A 23,170-nucleotide genomic window follows, 5' to 3' on the forward strand; every position below is an offset into this window, starting at 1 on the left:
GCTTAGTTCACGACAGTCGTCATTGCGAGGCTGGGTTTGAGCGAGCCGAAGCAATCTTTATCGCAAGTTAGAAAGATTGCTTCGTCGTTCCTCCTCGCAATGACGACTGATTTTAGGAACTGTTATTGGATAACTTGTCCCAGTATTCATTAAACTAAAGTTACAGCGCAAAAATTATCAACTCAAAGATGCTGAAACAAGTTCAGCATGACGATCGTTTTATCATAATTTTAATTACTATAGCACAATTTCAAACAGACTTAAACTAATTCCTTCATAATGTTTTGGCAGTCTGTCGGTTTTTTCCATGGTTACTACCCCAACATAATCAAAACCACAACCTGTATAATATTCAAGTAGTTTTTCATTATCTGCCCAGGTGTCCATTCTGATAAATTTAATGTTGTTCTTTGCGGCGTAATCCTTAGCCCATTTGATAATTTCCTTCACAAAATAATAACCCCTAAATTCGGGATGGGTTACAATCCTGTGGATATAAATCGCATCCTGATCTCGCTCTCCCCAAATCAACCTATCGTTAAACGTAACGGCAAATACACAAGCTACTACATTGTCTACAAGAATTTTATATTGGCGGTTTTCATCGATTTCAGTCTGCACCATTTCTCTGCTAAAGCCTTGCCAGTGTTTATTGAACACTTTCTTTTGATGGGCAATAGCCATATCATAAAATTCAAAAATGGTATCGATATCAGCAGACAGGCTGTTTTGTACTTGTAATTGCATGGAGCAAAGGTAAGGGTATTTTCTGACCACAGATAAGGAGGATCGTCATTTCGACTGGAGCGCAGTCCCGAACTTTCCGGAGAGAAATCTTTAAACTATATTTATTGAATAGTTCAAAGATTTCTCCACTACGGTCGAAATGACGATCGAGCAAAAACAAAAACAGGGCTGCTTTCGCTATGGATGCAGCCCTGTTTTAAATAACATTGGTTTCTAGGCATATTGGCCCTACGCCTTCCACCTTTAAACCTTCAACCTCAAACCTATTTCTGTCTGAAATAAATCTGAATCGGTGCACCCGAAAAATCGAAGTTTTCTCTTAATTTATTCTCGATGAAACGTTTATACGGATCTTTAATGTACTGTGGCAAGTTGCAGAAAAAGGCAAACATTGGCGAAGTGGCATTAATCTGGGTAATGTATTTTATCTTAATGTGTTTTCCTTTTAATGCTGGTGGCGGGAATTTCTCGATCAGCGGCAACATTACATCATTTAATTTAGATGTAGGAATTTTCTTGCTACGGTTTTTATAAACCTCTAAAGCCACTTCAATTGCTTTGAAAATACGTTGTTTATTTAAAACTGAAGTAAATACAATTGGCACATCAGTAAACGGGCGGATACGCTCATGGATCTGCTCTTCGAAAGCTTTCATCGTTTGGGTATTCTTCTCGATCAAATCCCATTTGTTGACCAAAATTACGATACCTTTTTTGTTCTTCTCGGCCAGGTGGAAAATATTGATATCCTGACTTTCGATTCCTTCTACGGCATCAATCATTAATACCACAACATCAGCCTCTTCTAAAGCTTTAATGGTACGCATTACCGAATAAAACTCTAAATTTTCTTTAACCTTGGTTTTTTTACGTAATCCGGCAGTATCGATCAGCATAAACTCATGACCAAATTGATTATAATGGATTTTGATTGAATCGCGGGTTGTACCTGCATTTGCGGTAACAATATTACGTTCTTTACCAATTAATGCATTTACTAAAGAAGATTTACCCACATTAGGGCGACCTGCGATGGTAATTTTAGGCAACTGGTTTTCTTCTTCAGGAATATCTTCGAAGTTTTTAACAACCTCATCCAATAACTCTCCTGTTCCAGAACCCGTCATTGATGATAATGCATATACTTCGCCTAATCCAAAACCATAAAAAGTATGGATTTCGTTATATAATGCGGTATTGTCTACTTTATTTGCACAAACATAAACAGGCTTATTACTTCTGCGCAATACCTGGGCAATGTCATCATCCAAATCAGTAATGCCTGTAGTTACATCAACCATAAAGATCAAAACACTGGCTTCTTCGATGGCGATCATTACCTGCTCGCGGATGGCAGCTTCGTAAACATCTTCTGAATTGGCTACATAACCACCGGTATCGATTACGGTAAATTGCCTGTCTGTCCATTCGCCCACACCATAGTGCCTGTCGCGGGTTACGCCGCTTATATCATCTACGATCGCCTTACGGCTTTCGGTTAATCTGTTAAAAAGGGTACTCTTGCCTACGTTTGGCCTGCCTACGATGGCTATAATATTACTCATGGGTGTTCTATTGATAGTTAATGGCTTATAGTTAACGGTCGTGATGTTTAAGCAAGCTGCCCAAACTATTTGGCTATCAGCCATTGACTATCAACTACTAACCGACTTATTTCGGGCTGCAAAGGTAAGGTTAATTTTCGTAACCTTCATTAATATTAATTTTTATACTTATCTAAAAGTCCTTTTATTACTTCTTCGGTTAACTGATTTCCCTGCAACAACGGAAAACCCTCCCATCTTACCATTCCTTTCGGATCAATCAGAATAGCATGCGGAATGCCTTTAACCTGAAGCGAATCTTTAATCGTCCCTTTCGTGTCAATGGCTTCAAAATAGTTGATTTTAGGATTACTAAAAGCTTCTACTTTTTCTGCTGCTTCATCAGAAACACCAATAATTACAATTTTATCGGCATATTTCTTTTGAATATCGTTTAATGTAGGGATATATGCCCGGCATGGCCCACACCAGGTTGCCCAAAAATCGATTAGCACAAACTTCCCTTTGGTATCGGGTTGTTTTGAAATCCATTTTTCGACTACTAATTCTGGCGCCTTTTCGTTAAGGATAGATTTTGCCCACAATTTTTTACCATTGTTCGATTCCTGCGCAAAAATCACAGTACTCATAAACAGTAAGAGAAACGTTAAACTTGTTTTCATGGTTATAATTTTGATTTTATCTAATAAAAATCGAAATTAATTATCGTAACCAAAGCTTTTCAGGTAATTCTTTTTACTTCTCCAATCCGGGATCACTTTAACAAACATTTCTAAGAAAACTTTGCTGTCTAAAAACTTCTCGATTTCTAAACGTGCTTCTGTACCCACTTTTTTCAGCATGCTACCCGCAGTACCGATTAAAATGTTCTTTTGCGAATCGCGTTCTACCACAATTTCTGCAGTAATGCGAATCATTGCACCTTTACCGTTTTTCAGTTCTTCTTCTTTAAAACTCTTTACAATTACCTCGGTGCTGTAAGGAATTTCTTTCTGATAATTAAGGAAGATTTTTTCGCGGATGATCTCCGAAACGAAGAAACGTTCTGAGCGATCGGTCAAATCTTCTTTATCATAATATGGTGGATGTTCTGGCAACATTTCCAGCACGCGGTCCAATAATCCGTCGACATTGTGCTTATGTAAAGCAGAAATTGCATAAATAGCAACCGGATTTAGCTTCTCCTGCCAGTACGCAATCTTCTCATCAACCTGTTCTTGTAATGCTTTATCTATTTTATTGATGAGTACAATTGTTGGGATATTACGGTTCAGAATTTTCTCTAAAACGTCTTCCTCATCATGCGCTTCGTTGATGTCGGTTACGAACAAAAGCACGTCGGCATCGGTCAAAGATCCGTTAACAAAGCTCATCATACTCTCTTGTAAACTGTATTTTGGGTTTAATTATACCCGGTGTATCAGAGAAAACGATCTGATATTCTTCTTCATTTACGATCCCTAAAATGCGGTGTCTTGTGGTTTGTGCCTTAGGAGTTATAATGCTAAGTCGCTCGCCTACAAGCACATTCATGAGGGTGGATTTACCTACATTTGGTTTACCTATTATACTAACAAAACCTGCTTTATGCGCCATTAAAATATTTTTTAAAAAAAATTTGCAGCACAAAGAAACGAATTATATCTTTGCATTCCAATTCGGAAACAGAGTTAAGGATTTAATTCAAAGAAAAAACGAGTTGTATAGAGTGCGGGGTGGAGCAGTTGGTAGCTCGTCGGGCTCATAACCCGAAGGTCGCACGTTCGAGTCGTGTCCCCGCTACCAAGTCAGTTGGTAGTTCTCAGTTAGCAATTTTAATTGCCTACTGAAAATTGGAAATTTAAAACTGAAAAATGGCCCGTTCGTCTAGGGGTGAGGACGCCAGATTTTCATTCTGGAAACAGGGGTTCGATTCCCCTACGGGCTACGAAACCGCTACAGAGCTGAGCGGTTTTTTTTATCAGTTTCAATACTGTAAAATTGAAGGTTGGTATTTCCCTTAAAAATACAATAGAGTGCGGGGTGGAGCAGTTGGTAGCTCGTCGGGCTCATAACCCGAAGGTCGCACGTTCGAGTCGTGTCCCCGCTACCAAGTCAGTTGGTAGTTCTCAGTTAGCAATTTTAATTGCCTACTGAAAACTGGAAATTTAAAACTGAAAAATGGCCCGTTCGTCTAGGGGTGAGGACGCCAGATTTTCATTCTGGAAACAGGGGTTCGATTCCCCTACGGGCTACGAAAAAGCATCAATCTGATAAAGGTTGATGCTTTTTTTATATCCAATACGGAGGCTTATGCCTATAATTGTATATTGGACGCTATTCAGTCACAACCAGGGCAATTCCTTTTCTTTCAATTTGTTTTAAGCGATGCAAACACTCCATCCCAATCAACAGCTACCTGTTTATACCTTAGAACCCGACGAAATAGCAGGGAATAAAAATTTTAGGGTTTATCATTTTGAAGGTACTTTACCAAACAAGTCGGAACTGCTTATCCCTCACCGGAAAGATCATTACCTGATTGTTTTGATCAGACAGGCCGATAGCCGTCAATGGATTGATATGACACCCTATACGCTAAAAAACAATACCGTTTATTTTTCTGGCCCAGGCCACATCATTGTAAAAGAAGGTTTTAAGCAGCTATGGAGCACCGGCATTGCTTTTACCAATGAGTTTCTCTCCCTTCAGGAAAATGCTTCGCTAAGCAAACTACCCATTATCGAAAACCCGCACGATGGACATGAGTTAGCCCTAACCGAAGCCGATCTTAACTTTGTTGAGGACATACTCGTCAAAATCAATGCCGAATATCAAAAACCTGGCGAGTGGCAGCAACGTATGCTTACCGCCCACCTAACCGTGTTGCTTACCTATTTAAGCCGGTTGTATTCGGAACAGTATAAGGAGCGTAATCACTCAGCAGAGAAATTGCTATTGAAAGGTTTTCTGACAAAGATTAATGAGTGTTATCGCGAACTACGGGAAGTAGGCGATTATGCTTCACTATTGAACATTTCATCAGGACATTTAAGCGAGGTGGTGAAAATACAAAGTGGCAAACCGGCCATTAAACATATCCATGAGCGATTGGTGCTGGAGGCGCAACGGTTGCTCTTTCACACCGGGCATTCTTTAAAAGAAATTGCCTTTGACTTAGGTTTTTCTGACACCTCTTATTTTAACCGCTTTTTTAAACGCGAAACTGGTGTAACGCCCGCAGTGTACAGGGCCAATATCCGCGAAATGTACCATTAATACCGTTGGATGTGTGCTAGCCAGATCGTGCACCCATTATACATTTGTACTATGAAAAATATGAAAACAGTACTGATTACAGGAGCAAACAAAAGCATTGGCTTTGAAACAGCCAGACAATTATTACAGCAAGGATATTACGTATTTCTAGGCTGCAGGGATATCCAAAAAGGTGAACAAGCCATAAATCAACTAAAATCAGAGGGTTTAACCGAGGTAGAACCGATTGAAATTGATGTAGATAACGTTGAATCAATTAAAGCTGCAGGAGAATTGCTTGGTCAGAAAATTACAGCCCTCGATGTGTTGATTAACAACGCAGGTATTAGTGGTGCCATGCAAAATGCACTGGAAACCGACATTAGTGTATTTAAACAAGTATTTGAAACCAACTTTTTTGGTGTAATTGCAGTAACACAAACTTTTATAAACCTGTTGAAACAATCATCAGAACCAAGAATCGTTAATGTTACATCAGGTTTAGGTTCACTTGCCTTACATAACGATCCTACGTGGAAATACTATAGTGTAAAACCGGTGGATTACGTTTCTTCGAAAGCCGCCCTTAATGCCTATACTATTGTATTGGCCAACAACTTACAAGGTACTCCATTTAAGGTAAATGCAGTCGACCCGGGTTATACAGCAACGGACTTTAACCATCACTCAGGTCCTGGGACAGTGCCAGATGCAGCAGCAAGAATAGTTAAAGCAGCTACGTTAGGCCCAGATGGACCAACAGGACAATTTTTTAGTGACGATAATGCCCCAGAGACTGGCATTAGTCCGTGGTAAGCACGAATTTGCTATGGAGATGTAGCTAATTTTTGGCAACTTTCTATATAACTTAAAGGGTTTATCATAATAGATTTGTCATCCTGAGCGTTAATTTATTGTATAAAAATCAATATATAAATAACAGGGATTTTAAGGAGATAAATCTCCTCAGATTATCGTCATTGCGAGAAGGCTTTTTCAGCCGGCGAAGCAATCTTTATGGCAGGATTACTAGCAGGAAAGATTGCTTCGTCGTTCCTCCTCGCAATGACGACCCTTTCTTAGGGAATTAGTTAATATGCTTTTATGTGTTTCGACTACTTATCCCGATTCTTCGGGAAGCTCAACATGACAAAAACCGAAGGATAAATTGCGTTTATGATACAATCTCTCTAAGTTGTTCTTATTTCATGGCCAGTTGCTGATCATCGGCTTCTGCCATTTCTTTATAAAAAGCCTTAAACTGATCGATCTTATCTAAAGGAACATAATCTTTCTTTAATGCAAAACTCCGTTTTAAAACGAGTTTATTACCCTGTTGTACGCTTTCTAGTTTGAAATCAACAAAATCATTACTCAGTTGAACGGCTTTAAAAGGCTGAACCATAGCTCTTCCGGTTGGAAGTTCTAATGATAATTCCTGATTAGACTCATCAACACCAAATAACTGCGTAAGATCGATACCAAATTTCCTCGGCGAAACCACCTGTAAGGCTGTTGCATATGATTTATTTGACCATGGAATAGAAAATATCGACATGCCCGCTACACTTTTGCTCACGTTAAGCAATTTATATGAACAGGCTGTTCCTACAGTATCGGAGGTAGATTTTGAGGTATTGAGGTTCGTAAAACTAAGGTTATAAATCTCGTTTTCCGGATAGATACCCGTTAGATCTTCTTTCATTTTCTTGATTTGATCTGCACTGCTCAAATCGTTAAAAACACTCCTGATATAGCTAGACATTGATCCGGTATTCCAATTCGTTTCCTTAACCATCATATCAGCATTTTCCAATTTAACCTCGGTTTTGTAGCCCATCATATTTCTTCCTCTTATGCCGGGGTTAAACTTGGTTAGCGCTGTGCTTGTTTTATTAATTTCGAGAACATTGGACCCCAGGAAAGTATTGCTGAAAGTATTAAAAGGCAATGTTCCAGAAGTAAGTTCTACCCAGTAATCTTTCCCTCCTATTGTAGATTTGGCAATGCAGTGATTAAATTCTATACTGGGTAACAATAATGTATTCTGCCCACGGTCTCTGGTGTTTGCCAAAGCTAGTGTTGCTGTAATGCCAGCTTCTTTGCACATACTCACAAAAAGTGTAGATACATCCTTACAATCGCCAATTCTTGTATTAATAACTGTTGATGGGTTTTGAGGAATAATACCACTTTGCCTGAACGATACGGAGCTGTATGCAATGTTGGTAATGATGTAATTATAAATCATCTTGATTTTGGTTAAATCATCCAAATTACTTTTACCTGCAAACAAATCGTTTACAACTGTTTTTATTTCATAACTGCTCCGTGCTTTAGCCGATGCGATATTGTCATACCAATCGGCAATAAATTTCCAGTCGGGAATAGATGATAAATAAAGCATATTGGTTACATCATCCATTGGAGGCATTTTATCCTCATACCTCAAGGCCTCCTGTTTATTCTTTTCCCATACATACAGATCAAATTCATCCTTAGCCGTTTTGACTGGCGCAATGTCCTGTTGTGAGAAGACGTATTTAAAGGCTTTATCGCGGTGAATTAACAGTGAATATTTAATATTGAGATTATCCAAACCATCACTAAAATAGAAAGAGTCCCAGAAGTGGGTAGACATAGCCCCAACATGGAAATTTTCGATTTTATAGCGCATATTAATCACATCACCAATTTCAAGGTTTGTAAATACCAGCTCATTGTTATTGGTTTCGGCAGGTACTTTTGTTCCATTTGCTTTTATTACCTCAGCTATTTCTACAGCATAATTCTGATCGTTGTTATATGAAATAGCATATTCCTTCATGCTTTCAAGGCCCTTTTGGGTTAGTATTTTTGCAGTAAAAAAGTGTTTCTCTTCTGATCCACCGTTTTCATACACCACTTTCTGCACTTCATTATTTAAAACCACAACCTGCCCATCGGGATATTCGGTTTTAGATGGCGCTTTGCTCACCATGGCTTTGACATCGGGTTTTTCGAAATAATCGAATACCGCTTTTTTGTCCTGAAGCGTCCTTAAAAGCTGGATAACCGTGTAATTATTCGGGTCGATTTGTAAACTCTTTTCGTATGCCTTAACACTTTTCTCTTTCTGTTTATTTGCATTGTATAGCGTACCCAACTGAGAATATACAAATGCATTATTAGGATCGATCTCGAGTACTTTTGAATATAATTTTTCTGCCTCATCGTATTGTTGCAACTGATAATAAATACCTGCAAGGTCGGTATAGATAGAAAATCCGATCGGATCGTTTGCTAATTCTTTTTTGTAAATATCAATACCTGCATCGGTTTCTCCTTTATCCAAATGTAGCTTTGCCACATACTTAGCGGCCTTATAATCGTTATTCTCATCAATGTATTTCTGCAAAATATCAATCGCCTTAGGGTTCTTTCTAATTTGTACTTCAATAAGATATTTTAAGTTAACAATATCTACCGAATTTAAATATTGAGGGTAAATTTTCTCTACCAACGCTATAATTTCAGGTTGTTTTTTCTCCTGGCCGAGTATATTTAGCTTTTTCATTAGCACCGCCTCATCCTCGCCATAAATTTTTTCCAGTTTAGCAATAACTTCCTTTGCGCGCACGTAATCATTCTGTTGAAAATGCTCTGTATACACGAGCTCCAGGGCTAGCGAACACTCCGGATCGTGTGTTTTAATTTCTTCTCTAAGGGTTTCAATACCGGTTCTATTATCGGCTTTAACAAACAGTTCTATCATCATCAGGTTGAGATAGGTGCTTTCAGGAAAACGCTTTTTAAGTTTCTCCAGGATTAACCTTGCATCGAATACATTTCCTAAACGCAAATAAAGCTTAGCCATCATTAACTGATTTAAATAGCTCTGCGGTTTTGCTTTCAAGGCATCTTCGAAATATTTAAAGCCAACAGGTTTTAGCTGAGTTGGAGCCGGGTTTGTTTCTTTTAAATATGCCTGTGGTGTACTCGTTGCAGAAAGGTTGTTTATTGGTGTTCCGTTGGCATCTGTTAACCTCAACATGAAATTCGATCTACCTGCATAACTCTCTCCTATCTGAACCAAAACGCGGTTGTAGCCTTGATTCAACTTAACTGGCACAATGTATGCATCAAGGTCGTTGTTTCTTTCTTCAGATTCGCTGATTAAAAGCTGATCGTTTACCCAAACCTTTACCGATCCGGATACGCCGATTCTTAATTGCGCTGTTGTACTTGCAGGCGCATTAACAAATGTTTGGGCAAACTGCAATGCATTTTCGTAAGTATTATAATAAGTAAAATCGAACCATTTATCGTGCCGTACATAAGGCACCGTTCTCCAGCTAAATTTTCGGTTCTTTTTACCCGTAAAAACATAATTAAGTTCCGGATGGGCTAAAACATCATCGTACTGTTTATCGAAACCGCTGGTGGAGATATTTTCATACTCTCCTGTGATTAACCAATTTTCGATTTCGCCAATCTTATTAAAATATTGATCAGCTTCGGTGTATTGTTTTTTTTCTTCGAAGTGCGAACCTAACGATGCGTAGGCCAATGCATTAATAGTGCCGTCAACATCTTTTCTTAAAGCCAGTTTTTTATAAAACTCCAATTGGTCGGCCGTTTTTATCTTCGAAGCATTATTGGGCAAATCGCTCCAAAGCGCAACAAGGTAAGGTTGAGGGTTTTTAGAAGTATTGGATAATTTATTTAAGTAGTTAAAACCTTCTTGGGCTGGCCGATCCATTTCTGTCATCATAGACAGCGCAACATTTGCTTCGTCTGAAAATGCTGGTTTAAGTGCCGCCTTGGTAAAAAAATCACGTGCCGCTGTTCGGTTGTTTTTAAAAAAATATTCCCAGCCTGGGTTCAAATTTGTTTGTGCCTGAATAGACGAAGAAACAAGAATTGAGAGAATTAATAGTTTAAATTTCATTTTGTAATGATATAAAAAAAACAAATCTGAATCAAAGCAATTCAGATTAAAAATAAGCAAGAAAAACGCCACTCATTTAGAGCGTTTAATATGCATAAAGCTGAGGGAATTCAAAAGGAAAATATGGAAAACCCCGGAGATTATCTTTTGAAACTCTTAACCAATTAGGTTAGGTATTCGTTACAGACTAACGAAGCTTCTTCATAATACATTCCTATTTCTGAATTCGCGAGCTAGATAGATGAGGCTGTATCATATTTGTAATTCACTTCAAATTTGTCACGTTGAGCCTGTCGAAACGCCTTGTAAGACATTTAAAGCAGGTCCTTCGACAAGCTCAGGATGACAATTCGATATTTATGATACAGGCTCAGAACGATCGCAGAAGCTGAAATGACGAAAGAATTTTAATCCAACCGGATCATTCCACCAGTTTTCACTGATTCATCGCAGGCAAAAGCAATCCTCAAGCTGTTTACAGCATCATCGGTAGCATTGGTTAAATCTATATCTTCTGTAATGGCTTTTAAGAAATACCTTTGTTCACGGTTACATAGTTCCTGATGATCGGGTTCGTCGGTAAGGTCTACCCACTCATCGGCTTTACTGAATTCATCATTAGCATCTAAATCGGCATGATGTATTTTAATCGATTCGGTTTTGGTATGCGCATCAATATTATCAGAGTTTCCAGCGGCCCCTGTTTTTTTAGCCATAATGGATACTGATCCCTTCGGACCAAAAACATCTTTAATAAAAAAAGCATTATCGCTTACCATCGGCCCCCAGCCAGCTTCGTACCACCCGATAGAACCATCTTCGAAACGGATCTGCAGCTGCCCATAATTGTAATTCCACTCCGGGATATCGTCAGTAAGCCGGGCACCAATGGCACTCACCTGTACAGGTTTCGACCGTGTCATTTGGCACATAATATCGATGTAATGTACGGCACAGTCTACAATAGGGCTTAAACTTTTCATCAGGTTGCGATGCACCGTCCATTTAGGACCATGGCTCTGTTGATTCAGGTTCATGCGCATCACCAAAGGTTTTCCCATTTCCTGAGCCAGTGCCGTAAATTTTTCCCATGAGGGATGATAGCGGAGGATATAACCCACCAACAATTTTTTATTTGCCTTTTTTGCTGCTTCGGCTACTTTTATTGCACCTGCTACACTATCGGCCAATGGCTTTTCAATAAACACATGGCAGCAACTTTCGAAAGATTTTATAGCGTAAGCTTCGTGTGTATCGGGATAGGTAGAGATACAAACGGCATCAGGTTTAGTTATTTCAAGTGCCTGGTAAAAATCAGTATATAAGTCATATTGCCCACCCAATATTTCATTAAGTTTTTCTTTGCTTTTACCGGTCGAAACCAATCCGCATATTTCAAAACCGGCTAAGGTGTGATAAGCTGTGGCATGAGAAGCACCCATATTACCACAGCCTACTACCAGTACCTTTAAATTCTTATTTTCTGTCATTTATTAAAGTTGTAATGTTCTAAGGTTAAAAACAATAACGTTAATAGAACGTAAGTTTTGGGTGTTTATATCTGATATCAAATTGTTGCGAAATATTCCGTCATTGCGAGGCTGGATATGAGCGAGCCGAAGCAATCTATCATGTGCTTATTATCAAAAAAGATTGCTTCACTCCAACGCAAAGCCTTTCTTCAGTTCGCAATGACGAAATTAAACCCCAGAACTCACGTTAATAGAAGAACCACCAAAAGTTTTTAAACCTGGGTGAAGCGGCAGCCTCCGTTTTTCACGGAGCTACAGCACAACACAGGACTAACAATAAAATGAAAATAGTAGGTTGCTTTCCAAAAAACCTTTTCACTCATTTTGATATAATTTCAACCTCCTACCTTAATTATTAAACGCCCAAAGTCCAGCCTTTGCGGTATTCGCGTTTCACAAATTGGTTTACTTCATCAAAATTGGTCACCTTCATGTTTACTTTATCCCAAAGCATTTTGATATCTCTGCCTGGATAACTGATCTTACCTGCTGCATCTTTGCGCTGTACATCTGTTCCTCTAATGGCCAGGTTGGCAATCAATAAAGTTTCAGTAAGCGGTCCGGCGATTTCAAATGGAGAGCTGAGTTGCATTTTCCCATAACCGGCAATGGCAGCTTCGGCAAATTGAGTATAATGGCCTTCTTCCTGATTTGCGATACGTGGAATGGTGATTTTGGTTTTATCCGATTCGTTGCGCGATAAAGGCAATAACCTAGGGTTTTTACCATAAGTTTCACAGATCATCTTACCTCTTGTGCCAATAAAAAGCACACCATTATCACCAAAACTTTCATTAGGTCCCAATTCTTCCGGACGCTCTGGCTTAATGCCTCCATCCATCCAATGCACCTGAACCTCGTGCCTGGTTTTTGGCGTTTTGGCAAAAGTTAAAATGACGTGACTTGATGGCGGACAACTTTCTGGTAAATAGGCGCGCTTAAATTCATCTACATACACGCTGCCTACACTGCATTCTACACTAATAGGCGTATCTAAGCCTAATACCCTAAAAGGAGGTTCTACTAAGTGGCAACCCATATCGCCAATGGCACCAGTTCCATAATCCCACCATCCCCTCCAGTTAAAGGGAACTAGTTTATTTACATATTCTTTGTATGGAGCACTACCTAACCATAAATCCCAATCGAGTTCTTTCGGTATTTCGGCTGTTCCGGTTGGCCACGAAATTCCCTGTGGCCATACTGGTCGGTTGGTCCAACAGTAAACGGTATGGACTTTACCTATCCTGCCTGCATCGTACCATTCCTGAAGTCTTCTTACGCCATCGCCAGAAGCGCCTTGATTACCCATCTGTGTAACCACTTTATAGCGGTTTGCAGCCTCAGTTAACATCCTGGCTTCGTAAATATCGTGTGTTAAAGGTTTTTGCACATATACGTGTTTGCCCAATTGCATGGCGGCCATGGCAATTTGCGCGTGGGTATGATCAGGTGTTGATACCGTTACGGCGTCAATATTTTTCCCTTCTTTATCCAATAACTCACGGTAGTCTTTATAATATTTTGCCTTTGGAAAGTTTTTTAAAGAATTTGCCGCCCTTCTATCGTCTACATCGCATAAAAATGCCACATCAGTTTTACCTCCCCTAACAATACTGGCAATATCGCTTTCTCCTTTTCCACCGGCACCTATTCCAGCCAATTGTAAACGATCGCTTGGCGCCAGAAAACCTGGCCCACCCAATACATGGCGGGGTACGATCATAAATCCTGCCGCGGCAAGTGCCGTGGTTTTAATAAAGTTTCTTCTCGAATTTCCGGTTTTCGAATTTGCCTTATCTTCTATCATCATTAACTTGTTATCATGCTAAATTTAACTTATTTCTTTTTACCAGCAGCTTTTGCATCTGTTTCTTTTTGAGCTGACGCTTTCTTGCTTACGTCTTTAATCCTGATGTTACGGAACTGTACAGGAGAACCATGACCCAGGAAGCCGATATGTCCGCTTTCGCGTAATAAACCTGGGTGTTCTTGATGATCTGGTGTTCCATTTTTCTTAAATGGTTCGATATCGCCATCTAAAATGACGGTGCCATTTAAAATCACTTTAATTTTAGATCCTTTTGCAATTACCTCTTCGTAGTTCCACTCGCCGGTAGGTTTCAAAAATCCTCTTTTGGCAGGGATAGTACCGTAAACCGAACCATGGTACTGGTACACTTTCAGATCTTTATAAATTGGGGCGTCATTGTCCAGTATCTGTAATTCCATTCCGGCATAAGCTGCGTCTCCTTCTAGCGGGGCTCTGATACCTAAACCATTGTTTGCACCAGGGGTTAACTGAAATTCGAAACGGTAAATAAAATCGCTGAATTCTTCTTTAGTGAATAAGTTACCGCCTGATCCTTTACCTGGTTTTGGCCGGATGGCGATGTTTCCATCTTCAATTACGTAATCGGTGGTATTACCCGTCCAGCTATGCATATTGGTTCCATCGAACAATATTTTGTATCCTTCTTTTTTCTCTTGTGCACTCAGCTCAAAAGGTTTTGGACGGGGAATTTCTTTGATGTAGATATCGCGGTAGGCCACTGGCGATCCATGTGCCTGTAGTTCGATCTGTTCTTCTGCGAAAATCGGCAGGCTTCTGTCCCAATAATTTTCTAAGATTACATTATCAGTAACCAATTGTCCGTTCAGATAAACGGTAACACGGTCGCCTTTCATTAAGATTCTGAATGTATTCCACTCATCTAACTTATTATCGGCTACTTTAAGCGGCTTACTTTCGTTGGTTTGATTGTTGTATAAACCACCGGAACCTACCTGAGCACCAACTTTTGTGCGGGAAAGATCCCAGATCTGTACCTGCGGTGTACCGCGTAAGTAAATACCTGCATCGCCTTCTCCTTTTTTATCGTCGATAATTTTCCAGTCTACCAACATTTCAAAATCGCCATATTTTTTAACGGTAGCAAGGTTATTACCATGACTTTGAAACTGTAGTTCGCCATTAATCACTTTCCAGCTTTCCTTCGCTTCGGCATCAGCTTTTGCCTGTGCTTCGGCTAGGGTTTTTTCATCCATTTTTGATCTTTTGATCGGATCGGCTACAAGCCCTTTCCAACCAGATAAATCTTTGCCGTTAAACACTTGTACGTAGCCCTCTCCTGCTTTCATTTCAGAAATATACTTACGCATCCCCTCTTTCTGATAGCCGGCGTCGCCTCCTGTAATTACCGAAATGGTTTTATTTAACAAGCCTTTTACAATGTCGCCATTGTAAGTTCCGGCCATGGTAATATTCATCACCGCGTTTGCCGCAGCTTGTTGCAAAGTTGTATTATCTAAATACTGACCGGCAAATACTATCGCATTAAAACATTTGGCCTGTTCGGTATCTTTAAGGATCTGCTGTTGTTGTGCCGGGGTTTTGGCCACTGCCATCGCATTGCGCAAGAGTAATAAACGCTGCTCGGCAGGATACTTTGTGTTTCTTACTAAAGTTAAGTATCCCACAATGGCCTGGTTCAGAAAGTCTGGATTGGTAGTTGTACGGGCAATACCGATCAATGCATCGGTTGAACCTGCATCCGACCATGAGGAGAGCGCTTCAATTGCCGCTTTCTTGGTCACATCGTCGCCTGTGGCATACGCTTCTGACACTGATTTTAACGATTGCTGACCACCTAAACTGCCCAGCACCTTATAAAACAGCAATTTCTTATCGGCCGGTGTATTAGCCATTTGCTGAAGGATAGCATTGGTTTGTGCCGCTTTATCTGCTGTTCCTTTTACCGAAGCAATAATGGCATCTTGTATGGCAGTAAGTTCGCCAGGATATGTGGTTTTATTTAAAAGGTCGAACAATTGCGCTTTATTTTCTGCTACAGCAACATATTGTAAGGAAAGGAATGCTGCTTTTCTCACTTCAGGCTTTTGACTGTTTAGTGCAGTATAAATAACTTCCATTTGGCTTGTTGCTGCGCGGGCGGCTAGAATATTAATCAAGGCAACCTGTACTTCTGGTTTAGCTTTTGGTATATAAGCACCAACTTTGGCGGCTACACTTTCACCTTTTATTCTTAAAATGCCACTAGAGATGTCCGCAATATCTGCTGTATCTCCTTTGCCCATTAACTTCAACAAATCGTCTATAACTTCTTCCTGTCCGAGTTTAACAGCTGTATTAATTGCAGCCCGTTTTACCTGCTGATCGTCGCTTTTGATTAATTTGAGTACGGCTGGCAATGCAGATTTTGCTTTGCTATTCCCCAGCATATCTAAAATAGAAACCTGGGTTTGGGCATCAAGCTTTTTTAACTGGCTTACCCAGGCTGCGCTATTGGCATCATTTACCCCATCAGCCGCAAACTTAACCGCAGCTGCACGGAATTCGAACTGTTTATCGGTCATTGCAGCTAACAAGGCCTGTTGATCGCTTTGGGTTGCTGAAAGTAATTTTAAGGCCGCAATACGTTCGTTTACCTGATCATCAGCTGTTGCTTTTTCTAAAATTGTTTTCGCTATGGTTTCTACTCCGGTTTTATCGATTGCTACGGTTTTTTGTGCATACACCAATAAAGCTGCAACCGCATTGGTTTGGTCGTATTTATAACCCGCTTGTTCAGCAGCTTTTATTAAAATTTCTTTAGCAGATGCATCGCCAATATTCGCCAGGGCATACAAACTTACCTTGGTTAATGCTTTGTCTGTTCCGGTAGCCAATGGCGCTATAGCAGCGGCTGCCGCCTTAGCTTGAGTATGCCCCAATACTTCTACAATGGCAATTTTTGCTTTGCCGTTTGCTTTACTCAAGCCACTAAGCAATGCATTTGTAGCAGAGGTGGTGCCAATTTTAGCCAGTGCTCTCGATGCTTCGTCAGCCAATTGTTCGTCAGTAAGGTATTCTGTTAAACAAGATACTGCAGCATCATTTCCTACTAAATCGAACTGACTGATGATAAATGCTTTATTCTGTTTATCCGATAGTTTAGCCAATGATTTGCAATAGGCACTGACAGCCATATTCCTTAAGTTCTGTTGGCCGGTTTTGGTCGCATAGGCAGTAAAACCACCTACTGCATACTCAATAAGGGCGTTATTTCCTTTTGCAGAAGCCGTTAAACCACTGATTAAGGTTACGTATCCTTCTTCGCCTAAATCGGCAACTTCTTTCATGTTACGTTCTAGCTGCGCTGCATCTCTTGCTGGTAATTGTGCCAATAAATCGGCAATACGTGTGGTGGTAGTTCTCTCGTCTTTTTTATCCTGGGCTAGCGCCGTTACCGTAAATAATGCATTTGTAAGCATTACAATCGCTAACCACACCAATAATATTTTTTTATTCATGATGATTGTTTTTGGGATGTTTTAAATAGAATATGGTGCACGCATTACGGGATTAATTAATCTGTTAGCAGCCTCATCATCTACGAATTCTTGCTTAACCGGGTCGAATTTCAACGATCTTCCCAATCTTAAGGCAGCCAAACCAATATTTACAATGTTGCACGAACGGTGTCCGTTCTCTTCATTTAAAGCGAATTTTTTCCGTGTTCTTACCGATTCTGAAAATTCTACAATCTCCGGATCGGGATCAGGGAATTGTGACAGTTTACGCTCCAGATCAGGAATATCAGATTTAAACCCTGGGTACAATTTACCTTTTGGACCTTCTATATAAGGTACATTGGTATCTTTTCCTTCACCATCCAAAATAATTTGGCAGCCATCGGCATAGGTATAAGTAATCCTGCGCCAAATGCCTACAGCATCGGTATGTTGTTGTGGTGCATCAACCTCTACCGAAATGGGGTTGGTATCATCCTTACCAAGGAAATACTGTATCGGGTCGATATAGTGTTGTCCCATATCACTTAATCCGCCACCATCATAATCCCAATAACCCCTAAAAGTTTGGTGTACACGGTGTGCATTATAAGGTTTGTATGGTGCAGGGCCTAACCATGCATTGTAATCTAATTCTGGTGGTACAGGCTGTGGTTCTAAGTGATCTTTGCCCACCCAGTAAAATTTCCAGTCGTAGCCGGTATGTTTACTTACGGTTACTTTTAATGGCCAACCCAGCATGCCGCTATCTACCAATTTTTTAATCGGTTTTACAGTTGTTCCCATCCCGTAAAAAGTATCTTTAAACCTAAACCAGGTATTGAGTCTGAACATTCTACCATGTTGCTTTACCGCCTCTACCACTCGTTTTCCTTCGCCTATGGTGTGGGTCATTGGTTTTTCGCACCAAATATCTTTTCCTGCATTCGCGGCATCTACAGCCATGATACCATGCCAGTGTGGCGGGGTGGCAATGTGTACAATATCTACTTCAGGTAATTGTATAAGTTCTCTATAATCACTAAATGTTTTTACACCTTTATCTAACATTGCCGCAGCTTGTTTCAGGTGGTTCTGATCCACATCACATATGGCTACTACCTGGGTACCCTCGTAGCCAAAATGGCCTCTGCCCATCCCCCCAACACCGATTACGGCTTTAGTTAATTTATCACTTGGTGCAAGATATCCTTGCCCGCCCAATACATACCTGGGCACAATAGTAAATGCGGCCAGGCCAATTGCAGTTTTTTTGATAAAATCGCGTCTGGGGTTCTGTTCTTTTTGTGGTTCTTCTTTAGTTTTCATTTGTTTATCGGTGTTGTAAAAAAACTTATACGATAGTTTGGTTCCAAAAGCATTGGGGTGCCGGAACGTATGGTTTATCGATTTGGTTAGATTAAAATTACAAGTTAATGTTAATAAGAAATTCTTGTAAAGACAAAACATCGTTGATTTCTTTACGTATTAAAAAAACTTTACTAAATTTTTAATAGAAGTTATCTATATTTATCAAAATAGTACAATTAACGGTATGAATCTTAATCTATTAAATAACCTAATACCAGATACCAAGGATAAGCAATCGATTCAAAAACACAAGCTCATCAAACACCTTTTCAATTTAGGCGCTTCTTCAGTTTCTACTTTATGCGAAATCATGGAAATGAGTACGCCAAGTATTCTGAAGCTTCTGATTAGCTTGATTGGTAAGGACTGGGTAGAAAAGAAAGGCTATGGTGTATCTATAGGCGGGCGAAAACCGGATCTTTATCGTTTAAAGGATAAAAAGATTCTGATTCTTTGTATTGATATTGAATTATTTCACACTAAAATAGCCATTATTGATAACAACTATAATTTTGTGCTCGATGTTAAAACTGTTTTGGTCCCCATTTCAAAAAGCAGGACCGATTTTTTCAATATTTTAGACACTCACCTTCAGGATATCTTAAAATCGGCAGGCATTCAGCGTAAGCAGTTTATTGGCTGTAGTGTTGGTATGCCAGGCTTAATTGATGCTGAAAAGGGAGAAAATTACAGTTATTTCTTAAGCGATGGTGAAAATATTCCTTTAACGGCCGCATTTGAAAAAATGCTAAATATGCCTGTAGTGATCCAAAATGATGTGAATGGCTCATCAATGGCAGAGTTTACCCACGGAATGGCCAAGGGCAAAAAAAACGTACTGGTATTGTTAATGGATTGGGGCGTGGGTTTAGGCATTATAATGGATGGTAAGCTAAGGCAGGGCACCTGTGGCTTTTCAGGAGAATTGGGTCACATGCCTTTTGTTGAAAATGGTGCACTTTGTTACTGCGGAAAACACGGCTGCCTCGAAACTATTGCATCGGGAAACGCCTTATCAGAAATGGCCAGAGAAGGTATCTTATCAGGAAAAAACTCGATGCTCAGTAATCTTTCAAACGAAGAACTGGAAAGAATCGAACCCGCATTGATCATTAAAGCAGCCAATAAAGGTGATCAATACGCCATTCAGCTGCTCTCCAATGTCGGCACACACATGGGTAAAGGAATAGCCGTTCTTATCCAATTATTTAATCCGGAACTGATTATTTTAAGCGGCAAAATTGCCGGGGCCAAGCAATACATCACCTTACCCATGCAACAAGCAATAAATACTTATTGTATGACCCAAATTAGAGAAAAAACAACGATAGTTTCTTCGGAGTTGGGCGAAAACTCCAGGTTATTGGGATATGCGGCAACAGGCATTGATCAGTTTTTAGGAGCGTACACCAAAAAAGTAAAAAAGCTTAAAAAGTAATATTCCGAATGGCTCAAACACCCCTAAATTTGTCTGTTATTGGCATCTGATTTTCAGATAGCTTATTTAGATTTGTATAGCAGAAATTTAAATCAAACTGATGGAAGCCTATAAAAAAGCAGGACATGAAAAGGTAAATGGCATTAACATGTATTATGAAATTTACGGTGAGGGAGAAATCCCACTTGTACTAATCCATGGTGGTGGTTCTACTATTCAATCTTCATTCGGCAGACTTATTCCGTTTTTGGCAAAATCTGGTCGGGTTATAGCTCTTGAGCTTCAAGCCCACGGTCGTACCAGCGACCGTGACGAGGCAGAATCTTTTGAGCAGGATGCAAAGGATGTGCGTACTTTATTAAATCAGTTAAAAATAACAAAAGCCAATTTCCTGGGCTTTAGTAATGGAGGAACAACAACTTTGCACCTCGCCGCACACCATCCCGCTGTGGTAAATAAAATCATTGTCATTTCGGCCAATTACCAGCGTGAGGGTTTAATTGAAGGCTTTTATAATGGCTTCGCCGATGCCACCATCGACCACATGCCCGAGCCGCTTAAAACAGCTTTTTTAGCCGTAAATCCTGATCAAAATGCACTACAGACGATGTTCGAAAAAGACAAACAGCGTATGCTTGATTTTACCGACCTGAGTGATGATGATTTGAGGGGAATTACCTCAGACACGCTTTTAATGGTGGCCGATCGGGATGTAATCAAACCTGAACATGTGGTTAAAATGTCGAGATTGATTGCAAATGCGCAGCTGGTTATTTTGCCAGGTGTGCATGGCGCTATGATCGGCGAAAACCTTAATCCGGATGTAAGCAACAAAACGATTGAGATTACGGCACATCTGGTGGAAACTTTTTTAAATAAATAGTTATGGTTATGAGGGTATTGGGTTAATCCACTTAAAATTTACCCTTGTCTGATTTAGCATTTAATATCTTTGCCGGATGGAACACGTATTGGATAATCCAATTTATTATGCCTTAACATCCGGACATGGCCATATTGCAAAAGGCCTTGATGAGGTAAAATATTATACTGAAGATATCACCGCATTTGCCGGTTTAAAAGACAATTCGCAGGAGAATTTAAACACCCTTTATCAAATCAGCCCTGCGAATAGCCTTTTCGTGTTTTTCTCAAAAACACCGGTCGAAATACCTAAGGAATGGAAATTGCTAACCCATATCGATATGTTTCAATTTATTTTCCGCGGCAAAGAAGCGCCAACAGCAGATGCAACGGGAATAACAGACCTTGACCTGGAGCATGTTACAGAAATGATCGACTTAGTAGAACTAACTAAACCAGGACCATTTCTGGCCAAAACCATCGAGCTTAGTAATTATACAGGCATATTTGTTGATGGGAAATTGGCAGCTATGGCTGGCCACCGATTTCATCCCAGCCCTTACCGTGAAGTAAGTGCGGTTTGTACGCATCCTGATCACTTAGGCAAAGGTTATGCCTTTAAAATTTTACAGGAACAGATTAAACGCATATTGCTCCGTTCGGAAATACCGTTTTTACATGTTAGAAATGATAATGAAGGGGCCATCAAACTTTACCATAAATTGGGTTTCAAGATCAGGACGGATATGATTGCCTACGTCATTAAAAAAGAGGCTTAGGCCAAGAAGAGAATGTTTCTAAATAGAAAACCGTTTAAAAATTACCACTTCAATGCTTTAGTTTTGCGCTAAACTAACACATACATGTCTAAAACAAAACTTACCATTAACAATAACGGCTCAGTTAAAATTGAGGGCGATTTCGAAATTGTAGATAGAAACGGAAACACTTATGGCTTACAGGGCAGAGAAGTACTTTCGATCTGCCGTTGTGGTTTATCAAAAAACAAGCCTTTTTGCGATGGTTCACATAACGGCCATTTTGAACATGAGGCAATAGCTTTCGATCTTCCTCCAAAAAAGGTTTAATAACGAGGTTAAAATTTTAAAGAGGTTGTATCATAAATATAGATTTGTCATCCTGAGCTTGTCGAAGGACCTTTTAAATTACTCCATAAGGTGTTTCGACAAGCTAAACATGACAGCATCTGAGGTAAAATCACCTTTATGATACAACCTCTTTTATATTTTGAAAGCAGCACAAATTAAACCCCTACCCTTGATGGTGCCATGCCATAAGCTTTTTTAAAGGCAAAAGAGAAATGTGACAGATCTTTAAAACCAACTTCCAGATACACATCGGAAGATTTCCAGCCTTTTTCCGTTAAGAGATAATAGGCATCATTCAACCGTTTTTTCTGCAACCAGCGGTTAGGCGAAAGGTTAAAAATCTTCTCAAAATCTCTTTTAAACGTAGCCAAACTTCTTCCTGTTAAATAAGCAAAACGATTAATATCTACATTGAACTTATAATTGGCATTCATATATGCTTCCAGATCAATTTTTCCAGGTTCAGAAAAATCAAAAAGCACATCTTTTAATACCGGGTTGGTCTGCAATAAAATCATTACCGCCTCTTTAACTTTTAAATCGATCAAAGCCTGGTTCGATCCATTATTTCCATCCAGATACGGCCATATCGAATCGATATAATTCTTCAGCAGGCTGTTTGCTTCGAGTGCTAAACCTTTAAGATCATGATTGGCTTTTTGCATGTGCAGATCATATTCGTTGCTGATGCTGTGCAAAATATCCTGATCAATGTTAATGCTAATGGATTTAAACTCCCTGCCTGCTGGTGGGTACTTGGTATACCGGGCTAATTGATTCCGTCTGAAAAAACGAAAATCTCCATCTGAAAACACGAACTTCTCTCCTCCGATAAAAATTTCTGATGTACCGGCAATAACCAACCCCAGCGAATGATTGGGAATAAATTGTTCACCCTCGCTGCTTTTCCGGGCATAACAGGAATACAGGATCTTGGGACGTTTCTCTTGATTTGACATCTTAATCAAATTTATGGATTTATGGCGAAAGGTCGTCATTCCCGTGCAAACGGGAATCTTAATGCCACATACAGTTAGCTACTTATTAAGTTTCCCAATCGAGTTACCAATGACAGATTCTAAAAT

Annotated in this window: 15 protein-coding genes, 4 tRNA genes and 1 pseudogene; 10 read left to right on the forward strand and 10 right to left on the reverse strand. The window is 39.7% G+C overall.

Annotated elements, in window-relative coordinates:
• Positions 1 to 237: 237 nt before the first annotated feature.
• From QF042_RS25585 to era, 4 genes and pseudogenes are all read right to left on the reverse strand, one after another.
• A complete protein-coding gene (locus QF042_RS25585; RefSeq protein WP_307532968.1) occupies positions 238 to 747 on the reverse strand; it encodes an N-acetyltransferase in 510 nt (169 codons plus the stop codon).
• 263 nt (positions 748 to 1,010) lie between these two features.
• The gene (gene der / locus QF042_RS25590) at positions 1,011 to 2,312 is read right to left on the reverse strand and encodes a ribosome biogenesis GTPase Der (protein ID WP_307532969.1); all 1,302 of its coding nucleotides are present in this window, start codon (positions 2,310 to 2,312) and stop codon (positions 1,011 to 1,013) included.
• Positions 2,313 to 2,467: 155 nt separating this feature from the next.
• Positions 2,468 to 2,974: a TlpA disulfide reductase family protein gene (locus QF042_RS25595; RefSeq protein ID WP_307532970.1), complete on the reverse strand. Its 507-nt coding sequence runs from the start codon at positions 2,972 to 2,974 to the stop codon at positions 2,468 to 2,470.
• A gap of 36 nt (positions 2,975 to 3,010) precedes the next feature.
• A pseudogene (gene era, locus QF042_RS25600) lies at positions 3,011 to 3,908 on the reverse strand (GTPase Era).
• Between the two features lie 113 nt (positions 3,909 to 4,021).
• Between era and QF042_RS25605 the strand changes: the two are divergent.
• The 6 genes from QF042_RS25605 to QF042_RS25630 all read left to right on the forward strand — a co-directional run bounded on the left by QF042_RS25605 (position 4,022) and on the right by QF042_RS25630 (position 6,365).
• A tRNA-Met gene (locus QF042_RS25605) sits at positions 4,022 to 4,097 on the forward strand.
• A gap of 70 nt (positions 4,098 to 4,167) precedes the next feature.
• A tRNA-Glu gene (locus QF042_RS25610) sits at positions 4,168 to 4,239 on the forward strand.
• A gap of 89 nt (positions 4,240 to 4,328) precedes the next feature.
• Positions 4,329 to 4,404: transfer RNA gene (locus QF042_RS25615), tRNA-Met, on the forward strand.
• Between the two features lie 70 nt (positions 4,405 to 4,474).
• Positions 4,475 to 4,546, forward strand: a tRNA-Glu gene (locus QF042_RS25620).
• Positions 4,547 to 4,679: 133 nt separating this feature from the next.
• Entirely contained in the window at positions 4,680 to 5,570 is an 891-nt protein-coding gene (locus tag QF042_RS25625; protein WP_307532971.1) for an AraC family transcriptional regulator, read from the forward strand.
• A 51-nt stretch (positions 5,571 to 5,621) separates the two neighbouring features.
• Entirely contained in the window at positions 5,622 to 6,365 is a 744-nt protein-coding gene (locus QF042_RS25630) for an SDR family oxidoreductase (protein WP_307532972.1), read from the forward strand.
• Between the two features lie 385 nt (positions 6,366 to 6,750).
• On the opposite strand, the gene QF042_RS25635 is transcribed toward QF042_RS25630, so the two are convergent.
• The 5 genes from QF042_RS25635 to QF042_RS25655 all read right to left on the reverse strand — a co-directional run bounded on the left by QF042_RS25635 (position 6,751) and on the right by QF042_RS25655 (position 18,632).
• The gene (locus tag QF042_RS25635) at positions 6,751 to 10,479 is read right to left on the reverse strand and encodes a tetratricopeptide repeat protein (protein WP_307532973.1); all 3,729 of its coding nucleotides are present in this window, start codon (positions 10,477 to 10,479) and stop codon (positions 6,751 to 6,753) included.
• Positions 10,480 to 10,886: 407 nt separating this feature from the next.
• Complete coding sequence (locus tag QF042_RS25640; RefSeq protein WP_307532974.1) at positions 10,887 to 11,969, reverse strand: Gfo/Idh/MocA family protein; 1,083 nt, start codon at positions 11,967 to 11,969, stop codon at positions 10,887 to 10,889.
• Between the two features lie 397 nt (positions 11,970 to 12,366).
• Positions 12,367 to 13,821 carry a Gfo/Idh/MocA family protein gene (locus tag QF042_RS25645; protein WP_373459110.1) on the reverse strand — a complete coding sequence of 485 codons (1,455 nt, stop codon included), beginning with the start codon at positions 13,819 to 13,821 and terminating at the stop codon, positions 12,367 to 12,369.
• Between the two features lie 29 nt (positions 13,822 to 13,850).
• A complete protein-coding gene (locus QF042_RS25650) occupies positions 13,851 to 17,324 on the reverse strand; it encodes a DUF1080 domain-containing protein (protein ID WP_307532976.1) in 3,474 nt (1,157 codons plus the stop codon).
• Positions 17,325 to 17,345: 21 nt separating this feature from the next.
• Entirely contained in the window at positions 17,346 to 18,632 is a 1,287-nt protein-coding gene (locus QF042_RS25655) for a Gfo/Idh/MocA family oxidoreductase (protein WP_307532977.1), read from the reverse strand.
• Between the two features lie 226 nt (positions 18,633 to 18,858).
• Between QF042_RS25655 and QF042_RS25660 the strand changes: the two genes are divergently transcribed.
• The 4 genes from QF042_RS25660 to QF042_RS25675 all read left to right on the forward strand — a co-directional run bounded on the left by QF042_RS25660 (position 18,859) and on the right by QF042_RS25675 (position 22,064).
• On the forward strand, positions 18,859 to 20,112 hold the full coding sequence (locus QF042_RS25660; protein WP_307532978.1) for an ROK family protein: 1,254 nt from the start codon (positions 18,859 to 18,861) through the stop codon (positions 20,110 to 20,112).
• Between the two features lie 100 nt (positions 20,113 to 20,212).
• On the forward strand, positions 20,213 to 20,995 hold the full coding sequence (locus QF042_RS25665; RefSeq protein ID WP_307532979.1) for an alpha/beta fold hydrolase: 783 nt from the start codon (positions 20,213 to 20,215) through the stop codon (positions 20,993 to 20,995).
• 76 nt (positions 20,996 to 21,071) lie between these two features.
• Positions 21,072 to 21,755 carry a GNAT family N-acetyltransferase gene (locus QF042_RS25670; protein ID WP_307532980.1) on the forward strand — a complete coding sequence of 228 codons (684 nt, stop codon included), beginning with the start codon at positions 21,072 to 21,074 and terminating at the stop codon, positions 21,753 to 21,755.
• An 84-nt stretch (positions 21,756 to 21,839) separates the two neighbouring features.
• Positions 21,840 to 22,064 (forward strand): CDGSH iron-sulfur domain-containing protein, encoded by a 225-nt coding sequence (locus QF042_RS25675; RefSeq protein ID WP_307532981.1) that lies wholly within the window; start codon positions 21,840 to 21,842, stop codon positions 22,062 to 22,064.
• Between the two features lie 176 nt (positions 22,065 to 22,240).
• On the opposite strand, the gene QF042_RS25680 is transcribed toward QF042_RS25675, so the two are convergent.
• Positions 22,241 to 23,044, reverse strand: coding sequence for an AraC family transcriptional regulator (locus tag QF042_RS25680; protein ID WP_307532983.1), 804 nt, complete (start codon positions 23,042 to 23,044; stop codon positions 22,241 to 22,243).
• Positions 23,045 to 23,170 lie beyond the last annotated feature (126 nt).

This window comes from Pedobacter sp. W3I1 (genome assembly GCF_030816015.1).
Taxonomy (GTDB): Bacteria; Bacteroidota; Bacteroidia; order Sphingobacteriales; family Sphingobacteriaceae; genus Pedobacter.

Excerpts from the sequence above, each read along its gene's own strand:
- QF042_RS25585 (WP_307532968.1), bottom strand. The coding sequence starts at position 747 with ATGCAATTACAAGTACAAAACAGCCTGTCTGCTGATATCGATACCATT.
- der (WP_307532969.1), bottom strand. The coding sequence starts at position 2,312 with ATGAGTAATATTATAGCCATCGTAGGCAGGCCAAACGTAGGCAAGAGT.
- QF042_RS25595 (WP_307532970.1), bottom strand. The coding sequence starts at position 2,974 with ATGAAAACAAGTTTAACGTTTCTCTTACTGTTTATGAGTACTGTGATT.
- QF042_RS25625 (WP_307532971.1), top strand. The coding sequence starts at position 4,680 with ATGCAAACACTCCATCCCAATCAACAGCTACCTGTTTATACCTTAGAA.
- QF042_RS25630 (WP_307532972.1), top strand. The coding sequence starts at position 5,622 with ATGAAAAATATGAAAACAGTACTGATTACAGGAGCAAACAAAAGCATT.
- QF042_RS25635 (WP_307532973.1), bottom strand. The coding sequence starts at position 10,479 with ATGAAATTTAAACTATTAATTCTCTCAATTCTTGTTTCTTCGTCTATT.
- QF042_RS25640 (WP_307532974.1), bottom strand. The coding sequence starts at position 11,969 with ATGACAGAAAATAAGAATTTAAAGGTACTGGTAGTAGGCTGTGGTAAT.
- QF042_RS25645 (WP_373459110.1), bottom strand. The coding sequence starts at position 13,821 with ATGATAGAAGATAAGGCAAATTCGAAAACCGGAAATTCGAGAAGAAAC.
- QF042_RS25650 (WP_307532976.1), bottom strand. The coding sequence starts at position 17,324 with ATGAATAAAAAAATATTATTGGTGTGGTTAGCGATTGTAATGCTTACA.
- QF042_RS25655 (WP_307532977.1), bottom strand. The coding sequence starts at position 18,632 with ATGAAAACTAAAGAAGAACCACAAAAAGAACAGAACCCCAGACGCGAT.
- QF042_RS25660 (WP_307532978.1), top strand. The coding sequence starts at position 18,859 with ATGAATCTTAATCTATTAAATAACCTAATACCAGATACCAAGGATAAG.
- QF042_RS25665 (WP_307532979.1), top strand. The coding sequence starts at position 20,213 with ATGGAAGCCTATAAAAAAGCAGGACATGAAAAGGTAAATGGCATTAAC.
- QF042_RS25670 (WP_307532980.1), top strand. The coding sequence starts at position 21,072 with ATGGAACACGTATTGGATAATCCAATTTATTATGCCTTAACATCCGGA.
- QF042_RS25675 (WP_307532981.1), top strand. The coding sequence starts at position 21,840 with ATGTCTAAAACAAAACTTACCATTAACAATAACGGCTCAGTTAAAATT.
- QF042_RS25680 (WP_307532983.1), bottom strand. The coding sequence starts at position 23,044 with ATGTCAAATCAAGAGAAACGTCCCAAGATCCTGTATTCCTGTTATGCC.